At 68.3% G+C, this 15,736-nt stretch carries 14 protein-coding genes; 10 read left to right on the forward strand and 4 right to left on the reverse strand.

The window, feature by feature from the left end; genetic code table 11:
• Nucleotides 1-13 precede the first annotated feature (13 nt).
• Complete coding sequence (locus tag AC1Z3W_RS25895) at nucleotides 14-511, forward strand: DUF3331 domain-containing protein (protein WP_082664560.1); 498 nt, start codon at nucleotides 14-16, stop codon at nucleotides 509-511.
• Between the two features lie 106 nt (nucleotides 512-617).
• Here the strand turns inward: AC1Z3W_RS25895 and AC1Z3W_RS25900 are convergent, their stop codons facing one another.
• On the reverse strand, nucleotides 618-2,219 hold the full coding sequence (locus AC1Z3W_RS25900) for an acid phosphatase (RefSeq protein WP_311771992.1): 1,602 nt from the start codon (nucleotides 2,217-2,219) through the stop codon (nucleotides 618-620).
• Nucleotides 2,220-2,426: 207 nt separating this feature from the next.
• On the opposite strand from AC1Z3W_RS25900, the gene AC1Z3W_RS25905 reads away from it, so the two are divergent.
• From AC1Z3W_RS25905 to AC1Z3W_RS25915, 3 genes are all read left to right on the forward strand, one after another.
• On the forward strand, nucleotides 2,427-3,812 hold the full coding sequence (locus AC1Z3W_RS25905; protein ID WP_483508758.1) for a cytochrome-c peroxidase: 1,386 nt from the start codon (nucleotides 2,427-2,429) through the stop codon (nucleotides 3,810-3,812).
• Nucleotides 3,813-3,924: 112 nt separating this feature from the next.
• On the forward strand, nucleotides 3,925-4,311 hold the full coding sequence (locus AC1Z3W_RS25910; RefSeq protein ID WP_057924236.1) for a hypothetical protein: 387 nt from the start codon (nucleotides 3,925-3,927) through the stop codon (nucleotides 4,309-4,311).
• 11 nt (nucleotides 4,312-4,322) lie between these two features.
• Nucleotides 4,323-4,793 (forward strand): NUDIX hydrolase, encoded by a 471-nt coding sequence (locus AC1Z3W_RS25915; RefSeq protein ID WP_175827054.1) that lies wholly within the window; start codon nucleotides 4,323-4,325, stop codon nucleotides 4,791-4,793.
• Between the two features lie 110 nt (nucleotides 4,794-4,903).
• Here the strand turns inward: AC1Z3W_RS25915 and AC1Z3W_RS25920 are convergent, their stop codons facing one another.
• Nucleotides 4,904-6,613: a glutamine--tRNA ligase/YqeY domain fusion protein gene (locus AC1Z3W_RS25920; RefSeq protein WP_483508760.1), complete on the reverse strand. Its 1,710-nt coding sequence runs from the start codon at nucleotides 6,611-6,613 to the stop codon at nucleotides 4,904-4,906.
• A gap of 253 nt (nucleotides 6,614-6,866) precedes the next feature.
• Between AC1Z3W_RS25920 and AC1Z3W_RS25925 the strand changes: the two genes are divergently transcribed.
• Both AC1Z3W_RS25925 and AC1Z3W_RS25930 read left to right on the forward strand, forming a co-directional pair.
• The gene (locus AC1Z3W_RS25925; RefSeq protein WP_006497729.1) at nucleotides 6,867-7,076 is read left to right on the forward strand and encodes an ornithine acetyltransferase; all 210 of its coding nucleotides are present in this window, start codon (nucleotides 6,867-6,869) and stop codon (nucleotides 7,074-7,076) included.
• Nucleotides 7,077-7,245: 169 nt separating this feature from the next.
• Nucleotides 7,246-7,794: an RBBP9/YdeN family alpha/beta hydrolase gene (locus AC1Z3W_RS25930; RefSeq protein ID WP_057924238.1), complete on the forward strand. Its 549-nt coding sequence runs from the start codon at nucleotides 7,246-7,248 to the stop codon at nucleotides 7,792-7,794.
• A 179-nt stretch (nucleotides 7,795-7,973) separates the two neighbouring features.
• Here AC1Z3W_RS25930 and AC1Z3W_RS25935 read toward each other — a convergent pair whose 3' ends face one another.
• A complete protein-coding gene (locus AC1Z3W_RS25935) occupies nucleotides 7,974-9,194 on the reverse strand; it encodes a CaiB/BaiF CoA transferase family protein (RefSeq protein WP_057924239.1) in 1,221 nt (406 codons plus the stop codon).
• Between the two features lie 250 nt (nucleotides 9,195-9,444).
• On the opposite strand from AC1Z3W_RS25935, the gene alaS reads away from it, so the two are divergent.
• Complete coding sequence (gene alaS, locus AC1Z3W_RS25940) at nucleotides 9,445-12,069, forward strand: alanine--tRNA ligase (protein WP_057924240.1); 2,625 nt, start codon at nucleotides 9,445-9,447, stop codon at nucleotides 12,067-12,069.
• Nucleotides 12,070-12,218: 149 nt separating this feature from the next.
• Here alaS and AC1Z3W_RS25945 read toward each other — a convergent pair whose 3' ends face one another.
• Nucleotides 12,219-13,133 (reverse strand): LysR family transcriptional regulator, encoded by a 915-nt coding sequence (locus tag AC1Z3W_RS25945; RefSeq protein WP_057924241.1) that lies wholly within the window; start codon nucleotides 13,131-13,133, stop codon nucleotides 12,219-12,221.
• A gap of 124 nt (nucleotides 13,134-13,257) precedes the next feature.
• On the opposite strand from AC1Z3W_RS25945, the gene AC1Z3W_RS25950 reads away from it, so the two are divergent.
• From AC1Z3W_RS25950 to AC1Z3W_RS25960, 3 genes are all read left to right on the forward strand, one after another.
• Nucleotides 13,258-14,499, forward strand: coding sequence for a YbfB/YjiJ family MFS transporter (locus tag AC1Z3W_RS25950; protein ID WP_124835182.1), 1,242 nt, complete (start codon nucleotides 13,258-13,260; stop codon nucleotides 14,497-14,499).
• Nucleotides 14,500-14,618: 119 nt separating this feature from the next.
• The gene (locus AC1Z3W_RS25955; protein WP_006756026.1) at nucleotides 14,619-15,155 is read left to right on the forward strand and encodes an NUDIX domain-containing protein; all 537 of its coding nucleotides are present in this window, start codon (nucleotides 14,619-14,621) and stop codon (nucleotides 15,153-15,155) included.
• Nucleotides 15,156-15,285: 130 nt separating this feature from the next.
• Nucleotides 15,286-15,723, forward strand: coding sequence for an acyl-CoA thioesterase (locus AC1Z3W_RS25960; RefSeq protein WP_124835180.1), 438 nt, complete (start codon nucleotides 15,286-15,288; stop codon nucleotides 15,721-15,723).
• Nucleotides 15,724-15,736 lie beyond the last annotated feature (13 nt).

The following is a 15,736-nucleotide window of genomic DNA, read 5'->3' on the forward strand; positions in this document are numbered from 1 at the left end:
TGGGCGGTGTCGCATGAGCGCGCGGGTGCAGGTGCTGGCTTATTCGGACGAACTGCTGATCGTGCGCTGGCATGCGGCGGGTCGCGCGGAACAGCGCTGGTCGCCCGGGCGAGCGCTGCGTTCGGGGCATTGCGCGTTGTCCGGCGAGAAGATCGTCTGCGGCGACGTTGTTTTCAGCCCGCGCGGGCGCGCGGCGGCCGATCCGAACGCGATGATCCTGGCTGCCGCGCTCGACCGTCCGCACGTGTCGACGGTTCGTCCGCAGGTGCGGGTGCTCGAGCGCTCGTCGCAATTGCTGCTCGTGCGCTGGGTCGAACCGGGGCGTGCGCATTTCGGCGAGCAGCACTGGAAACCCGGGCGCGCACGGCAGGCCGGTACCTGCGCGCTGTCGGGGGCGCGGATCGCGCGCGGGGATCGCGTGTTCCGTCCGAGCGGACGACCGATGCCGCCGAATGCGGGTGCGATGATTCTGGCGATCGCGCTCGATGGTGCCGATCTCGCACGCACATGAGCGGGATGCGAGCGCGCGCATGAAAAAGGAGCGGCCCCGCGGGGCCGCTCTTCGTTCGTCAGGGCCGGCAGCGCGGCCGGCCCGTTCACGGTGATGTCGTTACACGTTACAGGTTCGGCGACAGCGCGAGCGCGTTCGTCAGGTCGCCCATCGGCTGCGCACCGTTCGCCTTCAGCGCGTCGTCGCGCTGTTGCAGGCCCGCGAGGCGCGGCAGCGAGAAGCGGCGCGTGATGAAGCGCAGGATCGACGCGGTGTCGTACTGCGTGTGGTCGACGAAACCCTTCTTCGCGAACGGCGACACGATCAGCGCCGGAATCCGCGTGCCCGGGCCCCAGCGGTCGCCCTTCGGCGGCGCCACGTGATCCCAGAAGCCGCCGTTCTCGTCGTACGTGACGACCACGATCATGTTCTTCCACTGCGGGCTCGCCTGCAGGTGCGCGAGCACGTCCGCGATGTGCTGGTCGCCGCTCGCGACGTCCGTATAGCCCGGGTGTTCGTTCAGGTTGCCCTGCGGCTTGTAGAACGCGACTTGCGGCAGCGTGCCCGCGTCGATCGCCTTGATGAACGCGCTGCCGTCCGTGCCGCCGTCGAGCAGATGCTGCGCACGGTTCGTGCTGCCCGGTGCCTGGTTCGCGTAGTAGTTGAACGGCTGATGGTGCGGCTGGAAGTTCGGCGCCGTCATGTTCGGGCCGTAGATCACGTTCGCGATGCCGCTTTGCGCGGCCTGCAGCGCCTGACTCCACGCACCGCTGTACCACGCCCACGACACGCCCGCGTTGGTCAGCAGGTCGCCGATGTTCTGCTGCGTCTGCGGCGGCAGCGTCGTCGCGGCCGACGGATCCGCGAGGTTCGGGTCGCCGCCCGATGCGGCCTTGTTGCCGCTCGGCTGGTACGGCGGCTGCATCGTGTTGATCGCGTAGAAGTCCGGCGTCAGGTTGCCCGAGTTCACGAACTTCGGAATGCCGTCGAGCGCGGAGGCCGGCGAGTTGCTCGCGAGCTGCAGCGACTTGCCGTCCGCGGCGACCGCCGAGATCGAACCGGCCGCCGGGCTCTTGTCCGCATTCGCATAGAACGGCGCACACGCGCAGATCAGGTACTGGTGGTTCAGGAACGAGCCGCCGAACGCACCCATGAAGAAGTTGTCGGCGAGCGTGAACTGCTGCGCGATCTTCCACAGCGGCAGCTTCGACGCGTCGGGCGTGTAGTGGCCCATCACGAGGCCGCCCGAGTCGGCCCAGGCGGCGAACATGTCGTTCTTGCCGCCGTTGATCTGCATCTGGTTCTCGTAGAAGCGGTGATACAGGTCGCGCGTCGTCAGGCTCATCGACGTGTTGAACCCCTTCGGATCGTCGATCGCGAACGGTGCGTTCGGCAGGTTGGCCGTCATCGCCTCGGTCACGGCCGGCGTCACGCCTTTCGCGGTCAGGCCGTTCCAGACCTTCGGCAGCGTCGCGAGCGGCTGGCCGTTGCGGTCCTTCTGCTGCGCGCTCGCCGCCGTCACGTTCTGCAGGCCGTTCGCGCCCGGAAAGTTGCCGTACAGGTTGTCGAAGCTGCGGTTTTCCGCATAGATCACGACGACGTTCTTCACCGTCGACAGGCCTTGCTGCTGCACGTCGTCGCCGCCGCAGGCGGTGAGGGCGGCGGCCGCCGCAACGGCGATCGGCGTAAAGCGAATCCAGGCGTGGTTTTTCATGCGTTCTACTCTCATCTCTCTTGTCGCGTGGGGGACCGGAGCATCCGTTTGCGGCCGGTTCTCGAAGGTGGCCGTCGCGTGTCCGGTTGTAAGCATTTTCAGGGGGCGATTTGACAGGCGGGTGTAGGCGTCCTTTCGATTGCCTGTCAGTGGGGCGTCATGGAATGGTCATGCGGTTGACATAAACTCCGGCCGCTCATGAACCCTCTTTCCGACGAATCGATGAAGCCTCGCCAATCGGCAGCCGGTGCGCTTGCGCGCTCGTGGCTGCATCTGACCGGTGCGCTCGCGCTGGCCACCGCGCTTGCGACCCTTGCCGGCTGTGACGGACAGCCGGGTGCCGGCACGTCGACCGCGCAGGCCGCAGGCGCATCGCATGCATCGGGTGCCGCGCAACAGGTTGCGTCCGCAACGATTGTGGCGAGTGGTCCGGTGGTCGCCGCGAACCAGCCGCAGACCCGCGCGCAAGTTTACGAAGGCGTGCGCCGGATGACGGCGCTCGGCAAGCAACTTTTCTTCGACCCTACGCTGTCAGGTTCCGGCAAGCTGGCGTGCGCGTCGTGCCATAGCCCCGAGCATGCGTTCGGCCCGCCGAATGCGCTGGCCGTGCAGTTCGGCGGCGACGACATGAAGCGGTCCGGGTTTCGCGCGGTGCCGTCGCTCAAGTACCTGCAGGGCGTGCCGCAATTCACCGAGCACTTTCACGATTCCGACGACGAAGGCGACGAGAGCGTCGATGCGGGCCCGACGGGCGGCCTCACGTGGGACGGCCGCGTCGACACGGGCGCCGAGCAGGCGCGCATTCCGCTCACGTCGCCGTTCGAGATGAACAGCACGCCCGCGAAGGTCGCACGGGCAGTGAAAGCCGCGCCGTACGCGGACGAGTTCCGCGCGGTGTTCGGCGTGCAGGTGCTCGACGACGACGCGGCCGCATTCAAGGCGGTGCTGCGCGCGCTCGAGACGTTCGAGCAGACGCCCGAACTGTTCTCGCCGTATTCGAGCAAGTACGACGCTTACCTCGCCGGGCATGCGCAGCTTACGCCGGCCGAACTGCGCGGGCTGCAGCTGTTCAACGACGAGAAGAAGGGCAATTGCGCGAGCTGCCACATCAGCCAGCGCGCGCTCGACGGCACGCCGCCGCAGTTCAGCGATTTCGGCCTGATCGCGATCGCGGTGCCGCGCAACCGCGCGCTGCCGGTCAATCGCGATCCGCGCTTCCACGATCTCGGCGCGTGCGGCCCCGAGCGCACCGACCTGAAGGGCCGCGACGAATTCTGCGGGCTGTTCCGCACGCCGTCGCTGCGCAACGTCGCGCTGCGCAAGACCTTCTTCCATAACGGCGTGTACCACTCGCTCGAGGACGTGATGCGCTTCTACGTCGAGCGCGACATCCATCCCGAGAAGTTCTATCCGGTCGTGCACGGCAAGGTGCAGGTCTACGACGACTTGCCGAAGCGCTACTGGCCGAACATCAATCGCGAGCCGCCGTTCGACCGCAAGCGCGGCGACGCGCCCGCGCTGAACGCGGCCGAGATCAAGGACGTGATCGCGTTCCTGAACACGCTGACTGACGGATATCAACCGGCGTCGATGCAGGCCGCCCGCTGAAAGCGTCGCACGCGGCACGCATGCTATGCTCGCTCGCTGACGGGCGTGGCGCGTGCCGGTTCAGCCGGCCGCGCGCCGCGCCGTTCGATCGAACATCCAAGGAGAACAACACATGTCGATGCGTGCATCCCTTTCCGTCGTCACGCGCGTGCTGGCCGGCGCCGCGTGCGCAGCCGCGATGCTGCCCGTCCACGCGCAAAGCAACCTGGGCTTCCTGAACGACACGCCGCTGACCTACTTCAGCAAGACCGACCGTGCGTCGCTGACCAAGGCCGTCGCGCAGGTGCGTGACGAAGGCAAGGACGGCGAGACCACGACGTGGCAGAGCAGCGGCCGCGGCACGCAGATCGACGCGAAGCTCACGCCGTCGACGTCCGAGAGCGATGGCAAGACCTGCCGCGAGATCGCCACCGACATCGCCGCGAAGGGCCAGACGATGACGCTCAAGCCGGTCTTCTGCAAGACCGCCGCGGGCAAGTGGCAGCTGCAGAAGCGCTGAGCACGCGTGCGATGAAGCGCAGCGGTGCGCCGCGCACGGTATCGTGCGGCGTCGTGATTCTCGACGGGGCTGGCCGCGTATTCCTCGCGCATGCGACGGATACCACGCACTGGGACATCCCGAAGGGGCAGGGCGAGCCCGGCGAGTCGCCGGCCGACGCGGCGCTGCGGGAGTTGCGCGAGGAAACCGGCATCGAGCTCGCGCTGGCGCGACTGCTCGATCTCGGCCGCTTTGCATACCGTCACGACAAGGATCTGCACCTGTTCGCGGTGCAGGTCGCGGACGACGAGATCGATCCCGCGCACTGCACGTGCACGTCGCTGTTTCCGAGCCGTCGCGACGGTTCGCTGATTCCCGAGATGGACGCGTATCGCTGGACCGCGCCCGGCGACGTCGACGCCTATGCGAGCCGCAGCCTTGCGCGGCTGTTCCGCACGACGCTGCCGCTCGCGGACCTGCATCGGCGGCTGACGGGCGCGTGAGCGCTGCTGCGTCGATTCCGCGGATGGCGCGCACGCAATAAAAAACCGGCCCGAAGGCCGGTTTTTTTATCGTCGCGCGACGACGGCCCGAAGCCGTGCGCCGCAGGCCGTCAGGCCGGCTTGCCCCAGCTGTCGCGCAGCCCGACGATCCGGTTGAACACGGGCTTGCCCGGTTTCGAATCGACGCGATCGGCGACGAAATAGCCGTGACGCTCGAACTGGAAGTGTGTTTCCGGTGCGACGTCGCCGGCGCCCGGTTCGACGTAGGCCTGCGTGATCTTCTTCGAATTCGGGTTCAGCGCCTCGAGGAAGTTCGCGCCGCCCGCGTCCGGGTGCGGCTCCTTGAACAACCGGTCGTAGATCCGCACCTCGGCCGGCTGCGCATGCTTCGCGCTGACCCAGTGGATGTTGCCCTTGACCTTGTAGTTGTTCGCGCCTTCCGTGCCCGACTTGCTGTCCGGGAAGTAGGTGCAGTGCACGGCCGTCACGTTGCCGTCGGCGTCCTTGTCGAAGCCCGTGCATTCGATCACGTAGCCGTAGCGCAGGCGCACCTTGTTGCCCGGGAACAGGCGGAAATAGCCCTTCGGCGGGTTCTCGACGAAGTCCTCGCGTTCGATCCACAGCTCGCGCGAGATCGGGAACGTGCGCACGCCGCGCTCCGGATGATGCGGATGCACGGGGGCCGTGCACGCTTCCTCGAGGTCTTCCGGATAATTGTCGATCACGAGCTTCAGCGGATCGAGCACGGCGACCGTGCGCGGCGCCTTGTCGTCGAGGTCGTCGCGCAGCGCGCCTTCGAACACGCTCATGTCGATCCACGAATCGACCTTCGTCACGCCGATCCGCTCGCAGAACAGGTGGATGCTCTCCGGCGTGAAGCCGCGGCGGCGGATCCCGACGATCGTCGGCATGCGCGGGTCGTCCCAGCCTTCGACGTGACCTTCGGTGACGAGCTGCAGCAGCTTGCGCTTGCTGGTGATCGCATACGTGAGGTTCAGGCGCGAGAATTCGATCTGTTGCGGCAGCGGACGCGTGAACATGCCGGCTTCCGCGAGTTCGTTCAGCACCCAGTCGTACAGCGGGCGGTGATCCTCGAACTCGAGCGTGCACAGCGAGTGCGTGATGCCCTCGAGCGCATCCGAGATGCAGTGCGTGTAGTCGTACATCGGATACACGCACCAGGCATCGCCGGTGCGGTAGTGGTGCGCGTAGCGGATCCGGTAGATCACCGGGTCGCGCATGTTCATGTTCGGCGAAGCCATGTCGATCTTCGCGCGCAGCACGTGCTCGCCTTCCTTGAACTCGCCGGCCTTCATCCGGCGGAACAGGTCGAGGTTTTCCTCGGGCGAGCGCTCGCGGAACGGCGACCGCTTGCCGCCTTCGGTGAGCGAGCCGCGGTTCGCGCGCATTTCCTCGGCGCTCTGGCTGTCGACGTACGCACGGCCGCGCTGGATCAGCAGCTCGGCGAATTCGTACAGCTTGTCGTAGTAGTCGCTCGCGAAATATTGATGATCGACTGCATCCTTGCGCCAGTCGAAGCCGAGCCAGCGCACCGCGTCGACGATCGAGTCGACGTACTCGACACTTTCCTTTTCCGGGTTCGTGTCGTCGAAGCGCAGGTGGCATACGCCGCCGTAGTCGCGCGCGACGCTGAAGTTCAGGCAGATGCTCTTCGCATGGCCGATGTGCAGATAGCCGTTCGGCTCGGGGGGGAAGCGCGTCTCGACACGGCCGCCCCATTTCCCGGTGCGGTTGTCGTCGTCGATGATGTTGCGGATGAAGTTGGAAGCCGCGGGGGCGTCGTTACGTTCGGTGCTCATGCGGTTGGCGTCAGGTTGTGTCGGCGCGTCGCGCCGGTTTAATCCTGTAATTCTACCTGACCGGGGTCCGTCCCGCGCGGGTTGCGGCACTGCGCGGGTGCGTTCGCGACGCGGATCGCAATATCTCCATAGTGTGTCGGCTGTAACACGACGTAAATCGGATTGCCCGGCGCGTTTGGGTTTTCCTATGATGGCTTTACCGATTCAATGCCGCCACGGGTACTTTTTGCCTGGCGGGAGGAACCCAACAATCATGATGAAGAAGACCACTTTTCTCGTTCGTACCGCGGTAATCGTCGCGGCCCTGTCGCAACTCGGCGCATGCGCGATGACGCATACGCAACGTAACGCCGGTATCGGCGCGGCCGCGGGCGGCGCGCTCGGCTACCTGATCACGGGCGGCCCGGTCGGCACGGTCGCCGGCGCCGCGGCAGGCGGTCTGGTCGGCGCCGGCGTGCGCTGATCGAAGCCGGCGCGTGAGCGCCGGCCGGGCGTGACGGCATCCGCAACGCGTCACGCCCCACGGTTTCTCGCACATCCATTCCGCGATTCGACAGGCAGCATCAGGGAGGAGCGGGTGTGCGACACTTCGTCGACATCACATAACGACTTCATTCGTCGACGAACCTTCCATGAGCGACTCTCTCGTTTTCGTGCTGCCGGGCTACGGCAACTCCGGCCCGCTCCACTGGCAAAGCCGCTGGGAGCGTGCCGACGCGCGTTTCGTGCGCGTCGCGATGCCCGACTGGGACCGTGCGTTCCGCAACGGCTGGTGTCTCGCGCTCGACCGCGCGGTCGAGGCCGCACCGGGCCACGTGACGATCGCCGCGCACAGCCTCGGCACGCTGACCGCCGCGTGGTGGGCGACCCGCTACGCGCGGCCGGCCGCACTCGCGAAGGTGCGCGGCGCGCTGCTCGTTGCGTTGCCCGATCCGGCCGGGCCGGCGTTTCCGGCCGATGCGCATGGCTTCGGGCCGGTGCCGCACGAGCGGCTGCCGTTTCCGACCCGCGTGGTGGCGAGCAGCGACGATCCGTACGGTTCGCTCGCGTTCGCGCGCCGCTGCGCGCACGCGTGGGGCAGCACCTTCCATGACCTCGGCCCGCGCGGCCACATCAACGCGGACAGCGGACTGGGCGACTGGCCCGACGCACGCGGCTGGCTCGACGCGCTTGCGCGTTAGTTTGCGGGAGTCGGCACGAGTCGTAATGAGTCGGCGTTAGCCGGCACCAATCGGCGTCAGCGAGTCGGCGCGCGTTCGCGTCGACCGATCAGCCAATCGGTCCGGCCGCTGCGAGGCCGCGTCCGCGCACATCGCCGCGCGTGCCCTAACGGCGCCGCGCGGCTGCCGTGCCGGTGCGCTCAGATCGCCTGTTTCGCCTTCAGCGCCGCGATGCGCGCATCGTCGTAGCCGAGCATGTCGCGCAGCACGTCTTCCGTCTGCGCGCCGAGCAGCGGCGGGGCGGTGCGCGCATCGGGCGGCGTCGCGCTCATCCGGATCGGATTGCGCACGAGCTTAACGTCCGCGCCGCACGGGTGCGGCAGCGACACCTGCATCCCGCGCGCGACCACCTGCTCGTTGTCGAACACTTCGTCGAGTTCGTTGATCGGCCCGCACGGCACGCCGGCCGCTTCCAGCGCGCCGATCCAGTCGGCCTTGCCGCGTGTCTTCACCATCTCCGCGAGGATCGGCACCAACGTGTCGCGATGGCGCACGCGCGACGGATTCGTCGCGAACCGTGCGTCGTCGGCCAGCTCGGGCCGGCCGCCGGCCTCGACGAACTTGCGGAACTGCCCGTCGTTGCCGACCGCGACGATGATCCAGCCGTCGCTCGTCTGGAACGTCTGATACGGCACGATGTTCGGATGCGCGTTGCCCCAGCGCACCGGCGGCTTGCCGCTCGCGAGGAAGTTGGTGTTCATGTTCGCGAGCAGCGCGACCTGCACGTCGAGCAGCGCCATGTCGATGTACTGACCTTCGCCCGTGCGATCGCGGTGCGCGAGCGCGGCGAGCACGGCGATCGTCGAATAGAGGCCCGTCGCGAGATCGGCGATCGCGACGCCGGCCTTCTGCGGGCCGCCGCCCGGCTCGCTGTCGCGCTCGCCGGTGATGCTCATGAAGCCGCCGATGCCCTGGACGATGAAGTCGTAGCCCGCGCGATGCGCGTACGGGCCCGTCTGGCCGAAACCCGTGACCGAGCAGTAGACGAGGTCGGGCTTCACCGCGCGCAGCGATTCGTAGTCGAGCCCGTATTTCTTCAGCTGCCCGACCTTGTAGTTCTCGAGCACGACGTCGCTCTGCGCGGCGAGCTCGCGCACGATCTGCTGGCCTTCGGGCGTCGCGATGTCGACCGTCACCGAGCGCTTGTTGCGGTTCGCCGCGAGGTAGTACGCGGCCTCGGCCGTATCGGCGCCGGTCGCGTCCTTCAGGTACGGCGGCCCCCAGTGGCGCGTGTCGTCGCCGGCGCCGGGGCGCTCGACCTTGATCACGTCCGCGCCGAAATCGGCAAGCGTCTGCGCGCACCACGGGCCCGCGAGCACGCGGGTGAGGTCCAGCACGCGGATATGGCTCAGGGCACCCATCGTCGAATCGTCTCCTTTTGTGGCTCGCCCGGCCGGAGCAAGGCGGATTGGCATGCCGAGCATCTTAAGGCGAATCGGCCGCGCGGGTGGCCCAGGCCGGTCGTCCGGCGCGGCGGGCCGCTGCCGTCCGGGCGGCCGGTCTTTAGCCGGTCTGTATCGTATAATCGACCGTTTACGATATTTGCCCGCCGTGCGTCCGCGAGGACGGCCGGCGTTTGAAGCCGTCTCAGCCAGACATTCCCCGCACGCCATGAAAGCTGCCGAAATCCGCGAGAAATTCCTCAAATTCTTCGAATCGAAGGGCCACACGATCGTCCGCTCGTCGAGCCTCGTGCCCGGTAACGACCCCACGCTGATGTTCACGAACTCGGGCATGGTCCAGTTCAAGGACGTGTTCCTCGGCACGGACCCGCGTCCGTACTCGCGCGCCACCACGGCGCAGCGCAGCGTGCGCGCGGGCGGCAAGCACAACGACCTCGAGAACGTCGGCTACACGGCGCGCCACCACACGTTCTTCGAGATGCTCGGCAACTTCTCGTTCGGCGACTACTTCAAGCACGACGCGATCCGCTTCGCGTGGGAGCTGCTGACCACGGTCTACCAGCTGCCGAAGGAAAAGCTGTGGGTCACCGTCTACCAGGAAGACGACGAAGCGTACGACATCTGGGCGAAGGAAGTCGGCGTGCCGGCCGAGCGGATCATCCGGATCGGCGACAACAAGGGCGCGCGCTACGCGTCGGACAACTTCTGGACGATGGGCGACACCGGCCCGTGCGGCCCGTGCACCGAAATCTTCTACGACCACGGCCCGGACGTATGGGGCGGCCCGCCGGGATCGCCTGAAGAAGACGGCGACCGCTACATCGAGATCTGGAACCTCGTGTTCATGCAGTTCAACCGCGATGCGCAGGGCAACATGACGCGCCTGCCGAAGCAGTCGGTCGACACCGGCATGGGCCTCGAGCGCCTCGCCGCGGTGCTGCAGCACGTGCACAGCAACTACGAGATCGACCTGTTCCAGAACCTGATCAAGGCCGCCGCGCGCGTGACCGAGATCAGCGACCTCACCAACAACTCGCTGAAGGTGATCGCCGATCACATCCGCGCGTGCTCGTTCCTGATCGTCGACGGCGTGATTCCCGGCAACGAAGGCCGTGGCTACGTGCTGCGCCGCATCGTGCGCCGCGCGATCCGCCACGGCTACAAGCTCGGCCGCAAGGGCTCGTTCTTTCACAAGCTGGTGGCCGACCTCGTCGCCGAGATGGGCGCAGCCTATCCGGAGCTGAAGGAAGCCGAGCAGCGCGTGACCGACGTGCTGCGCCAGGAAGAAGAGCGCTTCTTCGAGACGATCGAGCACGGGATGTCGATCCTCGAGGCCGCGCTCGCCGACGTCGAGGCGAAGGGCGGCAAGGTGCTCGACGGCGAACTCGCGTTCAAGCTGCACGACACCTACGGCTTCCCGCTCGACCTCACGGCCGACGTGTGCCGCGAGCGCGGGATGACGGTCGACGAGCCGGCGTTCGACGACGCGATGGCGCGCCAGCGCGAGCAGGCGCGCGCGGCCGGCAAGTTCAAGGCTGCACAGGGCCTTGACTACACGGGTGCGAAGACCACCTTCCACGGTTACGAGGAAATCGCGTTCGACGACGCGAAGGTCGTCGCGCTGTACGTCGACGGTTCGTCGGTCAACGAAGTGAAGGTCGGCCAGGATGCGGTCGTCGTGCTCGACCACACGCCGTTCTATGCGGAATCGGGCGGCCAGGTCGGCGACCAGGGCGTGCTCGCGAACGCCGCGACGCGCTTCGCGGTGGCCGACACGCTGAAGGTGCAGGCCGACGTGATCGGCCACCACGGCACGCTGGAGCAGGGCACGCTGAAGATCGGCGACGTGCTGCGCGCGGAAATCGACGCGCGCCGCCGCGCGCGCACGCAGCGCAACCACTCGGCCACCCACCTGATGCACAAGGCGCTGCGTGAAGTGCTCGGCGCGCACGTGCAGCAGAAGGGTTCGCTCGTCGATGCGGAGAAAACCCGCTTCGACTTCGCGCACAACGCTCCGCTGACCGACGACGAAATCCGTCGCGTCGAGCAGATCGTCAACGACGAAGTCCTCGCGAACGCGCCGGGTATCGTGCGCGTGATGCCGTACGACGAAGCGGTGAAGGGCGGCGCGATGGCGCTGTTCGGCGAGAAGTATGGCGACGAAGTGCGCGTGCTCGACCTCGGCTTCTCGCGCGAACTGTGCGGCGGGACGCACGTGCATCGCACCGGCGACATCGGCTTGTTCAAGATCGTCGTCGAAGGCGGCGTCGCGGCCGGCATCCGCCGCGTCGAGGCGATCACCGGCGACAACGCGGTGCGCTACGTGCAGGAACTCGACGCGCGCGTAAACGAAGCGGCTGCCGCGCTGAAGGCGCAGCCGTCGGAGCTCACCCAGCGCATCGCGCAGGTGCAGGATCAGGTGAAGTCGCTCGAGAAGGAACTGGGCGCGTTGAAGTCGAAGCTCGCATCGAGCCAGGGCGACGAGCTCGCGCAGCAGGCCATCGAAGTCGGCGGCGTGTACGTGCTGGCGGCGACGCTCGACGGCGCGGACGCGAAGACGCTGCGCGAGACGGTCGACAAGCTGAAGGACAAGCTGAAGAGCGCGGCGATCGTGCTGGCGGCCATCGAAGGCGGCAAGGTCAGCCTGATCGCGGGCGTCACGCCGGATGCGAGCAAGAAGGTCAAGGCCGGCGAGCTCGTGAACTTCGTCGCGCAGCAGGTCGGCGGCAAGGGCGGCGGCCGTCCGGACATGGCGCAGGCAGGCGGCACGGAACCGGCGAACCTGCCGGGCGCGCTCGCGGGCGTGAAGGGCTGGGTCGAAGAGCGTCTTTGATCGTCACGGCTGAGGCGATGCGGTTTCGTTGACCGGATCGCATCTCACGAAAAAACGACCCGATCGGCAGATGTGCCGGTCGGGTCGTTTTGTGTTTACGTGCGATTGGAGCGGGTTCCGAGTACTGGGAACGGGCCCACCCATCCGCCTCAAACCGGCGTCGCCACGCGCGATTTCACCGCATCTACCGTCTCCCGCGCAGCGTCGCCCAACGCATCGCGCAGCGCCGCCAGCGCCGCCGACGCGTAGCCCTGCCGCCACGCGAGCACCGTATCGATCCCTTCGAGCTCGGCGATCGTGTGGGCCGTGACGTTGCCGGTCTCGGGCTGCAGGTCGAGCACCGAGCGCGGCGCGACCGCGATGCCCGCGCCGGCCGCGACGCACGCGACGATCGCGTGATACGAGCCGAGTTCGAGCACGCGCGCGGGTTTCATCCCGTGTGCCGCATACCATTGCTCGACGTACTTCCGGTACGTGCAGCCGCGCTCGAACGCGATCAGCGTCGGCAGGATCACGTCGCGCGGCGTGCGCACCGGCGGATGGCCGCGCGGCGTCAGCAGCACCAGGTCCTCGCGGAAGATCGGCACCATCTCGAACGTGTCGGGCAGCGTGTCCGGCGCGGGCGGACGCGCGAACAGCGCCGCGTCGATCTCGAAGTCGCGTACCTTGTCGATCAGCCAGCCGGTCGTACCCGTCACGAGTTCCAGCGACACGTCGGGCCACGCATGGTGATAGCGCGCGAGCACGGTCGGCAGCCGGCTCGCGGCCGTGCTTTCCATCGTGCCGAGCCGCAGCCGCCCGCGCGGCGTATCCTCGCGCACCGCGTCGCGTGCCTCGTCGGCAAGCGCGAGCAGCCGCTCCGCGTACGGCAGCAGCGTGTGCCCGGCCGGTGTCAGCACGAGCCGGCGGCCGTCGCGCACGAACAGCGCGGCGCCGAGCTCCTCCTCGAGCTGCTTGATGCGCGTCGTCACGTTCGACTGCACGCGATGGAGCTTCGCTGCCGCGCGCGTCACGCCGTTCTCGCGCACGACGGCCCGGAAAATCGCCAGCGCCGCCAGATCCATGATTCTCTCCGGGAGATATGTGGAATCTTGATTATTCATTTTTCGAGAACGTTTGGTCAAGCTACGATACCGGCATTCCGATTCCTGTTCCGGCCGGCGCGTATCGCGCACGGCCCACGCTGCCATGTCCCGTTCCGATGCTCCGAGCGCCGTTGCCGGCGCGCACTTGTCCGATGACGCCGACCGCCGCGCCCGCGCGGCCGCGCTCGCCTGCATGATCGGGCTTGCGGTCGCGCTCGGCGTCGGCCGCTTCGCATTCACGCCGCTGCTGCCGCTGATGCTCGCCGACGGCTCGATCGGCCTGAAGGCCGGCAGCTGGCTCGCGTCGGCGAACTACGCGGGCTATTTCATCGGCGCGGTCAGTTGCGCGGCGGTGCGCGTGGCGCCCGCGCGGATGGTGCGCTTCGGGCTCGTCGCCACCGTGCTGCTGACCGCCGCGATGGGCGTTGGCCATCTGCTCTCCGTGTGGCTCGTGGTGCGCTTCGTCGCGGGCGTCGTCAGCGCATGGACGTTCGTGTTCGTGTCGCAATGGGGGCTGCGGCGGCTCGCCGAGCTGCACGCGCCCGAATGGAGCGGGGTGATCTACGCGGGGCCAGGCGTCGGCATCGTGCTGACGGGGCTGATCGGCAGCGCGCTGGCCGGCCATCGCGCGGCGCCTGGCTGGCTCGGCTTCGCGGCGTTGTCGGCGGTGCTGTCGGTCGCGATCTGGCGCACGTTCGGCAGCGCGCCGCAGGCGGCAGTTGCGTCGCCGGCCGCGCCCGCCCGGCAGGCGGCAACGGCCGCGGCACCGCACGACGCGCGGCGCCATCGGGCCGACGCCGCATGGCTCGTCCTGCTGTACGGGATGCCGGGCTTCGGCTACATCATCACCGCGACGTTCCTGCCGGTGATCGCGCGCGCCGCGCTGCCGGCCGGTTCGCCGTGGCCGGACCTGTTCTGGCCGATGTTCGGCGCGGCGCTGATCGTCGGCGCGCTCGCCGCCGCGCGGCTGCCCGCCCGCTGGGACAACCGGCTGCTGCTCGCCGCCGGCTGCGCGACGCAGGCGCTCGGGATCGCGGCGGGCATCGTGTGGCCGAACGCGGCCGGCTTCTCGGTCGGCAGCGCGCTGCTCGGCCTGCCGTTCACCGCGATCACGCTGTTCGCGATGCGCGAGGCGCGGCGGCTGCACGGCGAGCGCGCGGCCGGGCTGATGGGCTATGCGACCGCGTCGTACGGGGTCGGGCAGATTCTCGGTCCGCTCGTCGCCGCGCCGCTGACCGCGCGTTTCGGGTCGTTCTCGCCGGCGCTGTGGGTCGCGGCGGGCGCATTGCTCGTCGGGGCCGCCGGCTTCGCGGCGACCGCCGCGCGCGGGCGCGCGCGACCCTGACGCGATCGGGGCCGGATCGTCTGCGGCGCGGGCAAACTCGCTAGAATGAAGCCTTTCCCGCGCCGAGCGGGCGCGAGGCGGCTTGCGGGCCGCCGCCGGCGTCCGCCAGATCCCCATCGATGACCACCGCCGACTACCGTTTTTGCCCGCGCTGCGCGAGCCCGCTGACCGAGCGCGCCGATCCCGAACACGAGGGCGGCCGCGTCCGCCGTGCCTGCCCGGACGACGCGTGCGGCTACGTGCACTGGAACAACCCGCTGCCGGTGGTGGCCGCGATCGTCGAACTCGACGGCAAGATCCTGCTCGCGCGCAACGCGGCCTGGCCGGAAGGGATGTTCGCGCTGATCACCGGCTTCCTCGAGAACGGCGAGACGCCCGAGGACGGCATCGCGCGCGAGGTGTTCGAGGAAACCGCGCTGAAGGCCGAGCAGGTCACGCTCGTCGGCGTCTATGAATTCATCCGCAAGAACGAGCTGATCATCGCGTACCACGTGCGCGCATCGGGCACCGTCGCGCTGTCGCCGGAACTGCTCGAATACCGGCTCGTCGATCCGCCGCGGCTGCGCCCGTGGCGGGCCGGCACCGGCTACGCGCTGGCCGACTGGATGCGCGCGCGCGGCCTCGATTTCGAATTCGTCGATCGAGCGGGGCAGTGACGGCCCGCGCCGCTCCCGGTATTTCATCCGTCGCGCCGCGCACGCTCGCGTCGCGGCACCGCGCCGTTTCCCGGCATGCCGTTCCGCGCGGCCGCCGCGCGGCGTCCCACTCGTCCTGACCGCCATCGCCATGTCCGACAAGCCGCAGCCGCGTCCGCGCGACGCCTATCGCCACTTCCTGCCGATCACGACCCGCTGGATGGACAACGACGTCTACGGACACGTGAACAACGTCGTCTATTACAGCTACTTCGACACCGTCGTGAACGAATACCTGATCCGCGCGGGCGTGCTCGACGTCGAGCACGGGCAGACGATTGGGCTCGTGGTCGAGACGCAATGCAACTACTTCGCGCCGCTCGTGTTTCCGCAGTCGGTCGACGCGGGGCTGCGCGTCGCGAAGCTCGGTACGTCGAGCGTGCGCTACGAGATCGGGCTGTTCGCGGCAGGGGAGCTCTCGCCGGCGGCGCAGGGGCATTTCGTGCACGTGTACGTCGATCGCGGCACGCGCCGCCCGGTGCCGCTGCCGGACGCGCTGCGCGCGGCGCTCGAACCGCTCGCCGGCTGACAGGCGCACGGCG

The organism is Burkholderia sp. 10_S31 (assembly GCF_056930375.1).

Excerpts from the sequence above, each read along its gene's own strand:
- AC1Z3W_RS25895 (WP_082664560.1), top strand. The coding sequence starts at position 14 with ATGAGCGCGCGGGTGCAGGTGCTGGCTTATTCGGACGAACTGCTGATC.
- AC1Z3W_RS25900 (WP_311771992.1), bottom strand. The coding sequence starts at position 2,219 with ATGAGAGTAGAACGCATGAAAAACCACGCCTGGATTCGCTTTACGCCG.
- AC1Z3W_RS25905 (WP_483508758.1), top strand. The coding sequence starts at position 2,427 with ATGAAGCCTCGCCAATCGGCAGCCGGTGCGCTTGCGCGCTCGTGGCTG.
- AC1Z3W_RS25910 (WP_057924236.1), top strand. The coding sequence starts at position 3,925 with ATGTCGATGCGTGCATCCCTTTCCGTCGTCACGCGCGTGCTGGCCGGC.
- AC1Z3W_RS25915 (WP_175827054.1), top strand. The coding sequence starts at position 4,323 with ATGAAGCGCAGCGGTGCGCCGCGCACGGTATCGTGCGGCGTCGTGATT.
- AC1Z3W_RS25920 (WP_483508760.1), bottom strand. The coding sequence starts at position 6,613 with ATGAGCACCGAACGTAACGACGCCCCCGCGGCTTCCAACTTCATCCGC.
- AC1Z3W_RS25925 (WP_006497729.1), top strand. The coding sequence starts at position 6,867 with ATGATGAAGAAGACCACTTTTCTCGTTCGTACCGCGGTAATCGTCGCG.
- AC1Z3W_RS25930 (WP_057924238.1), top strand. The coding sequence starts at position 7,246 with ATGAGCGACTCTCTCGTTTTCGTGCTGCCGGGCTACGGCAACTCCGGC.
- AC1Z3W_RS25935 (WP_057924239.1), bottom strand. The coding sequence starts at position 9,194 with ATGGGTGCCCTGAGCCATATCCGCGTGCTGGACCTCACCCGCGTGCTC.
- alaS (WP_057924240.1), top strand. The coding sequence starts at position 9,445 with ATGAAAGCTGCCGAAATCCGCGAGAAATTCCTCAAATTCTTCGAATCG.
- AC1Z3W_RS25945 (WP_057924241.1), bottom strand. The coding sequence starts at position 13,133 with ATGGATCTGGCGGCGCTGGCGATTTTCCGGGCCGTCGTGCGCGAGAAC.
- AC1Z3W_RS25950 (WP_124835182.1), top strand. The coding sequence starts at position 13,258 with ATGTCCCGTTCCGATGCTCCGAGCGCCGTTGCCGGCGCGCACTTGTCC.
- AC1Z3W_RS25955 (WP_006756026.1), top strand. The coding sequence starts at position 14,619 with ATGACCACCGCCGACTACCGTTTTTGCCCGCGCTGCGCGAGCCCGCTG.
- AC1Z3W_RS25960 (WP_124835180.1), top strand. The coding sequence starts at position 15,286 with ATGTCCGACAAGCCGCAGCCGCGTCCGCGCGACGCCTATCGCCACTTC.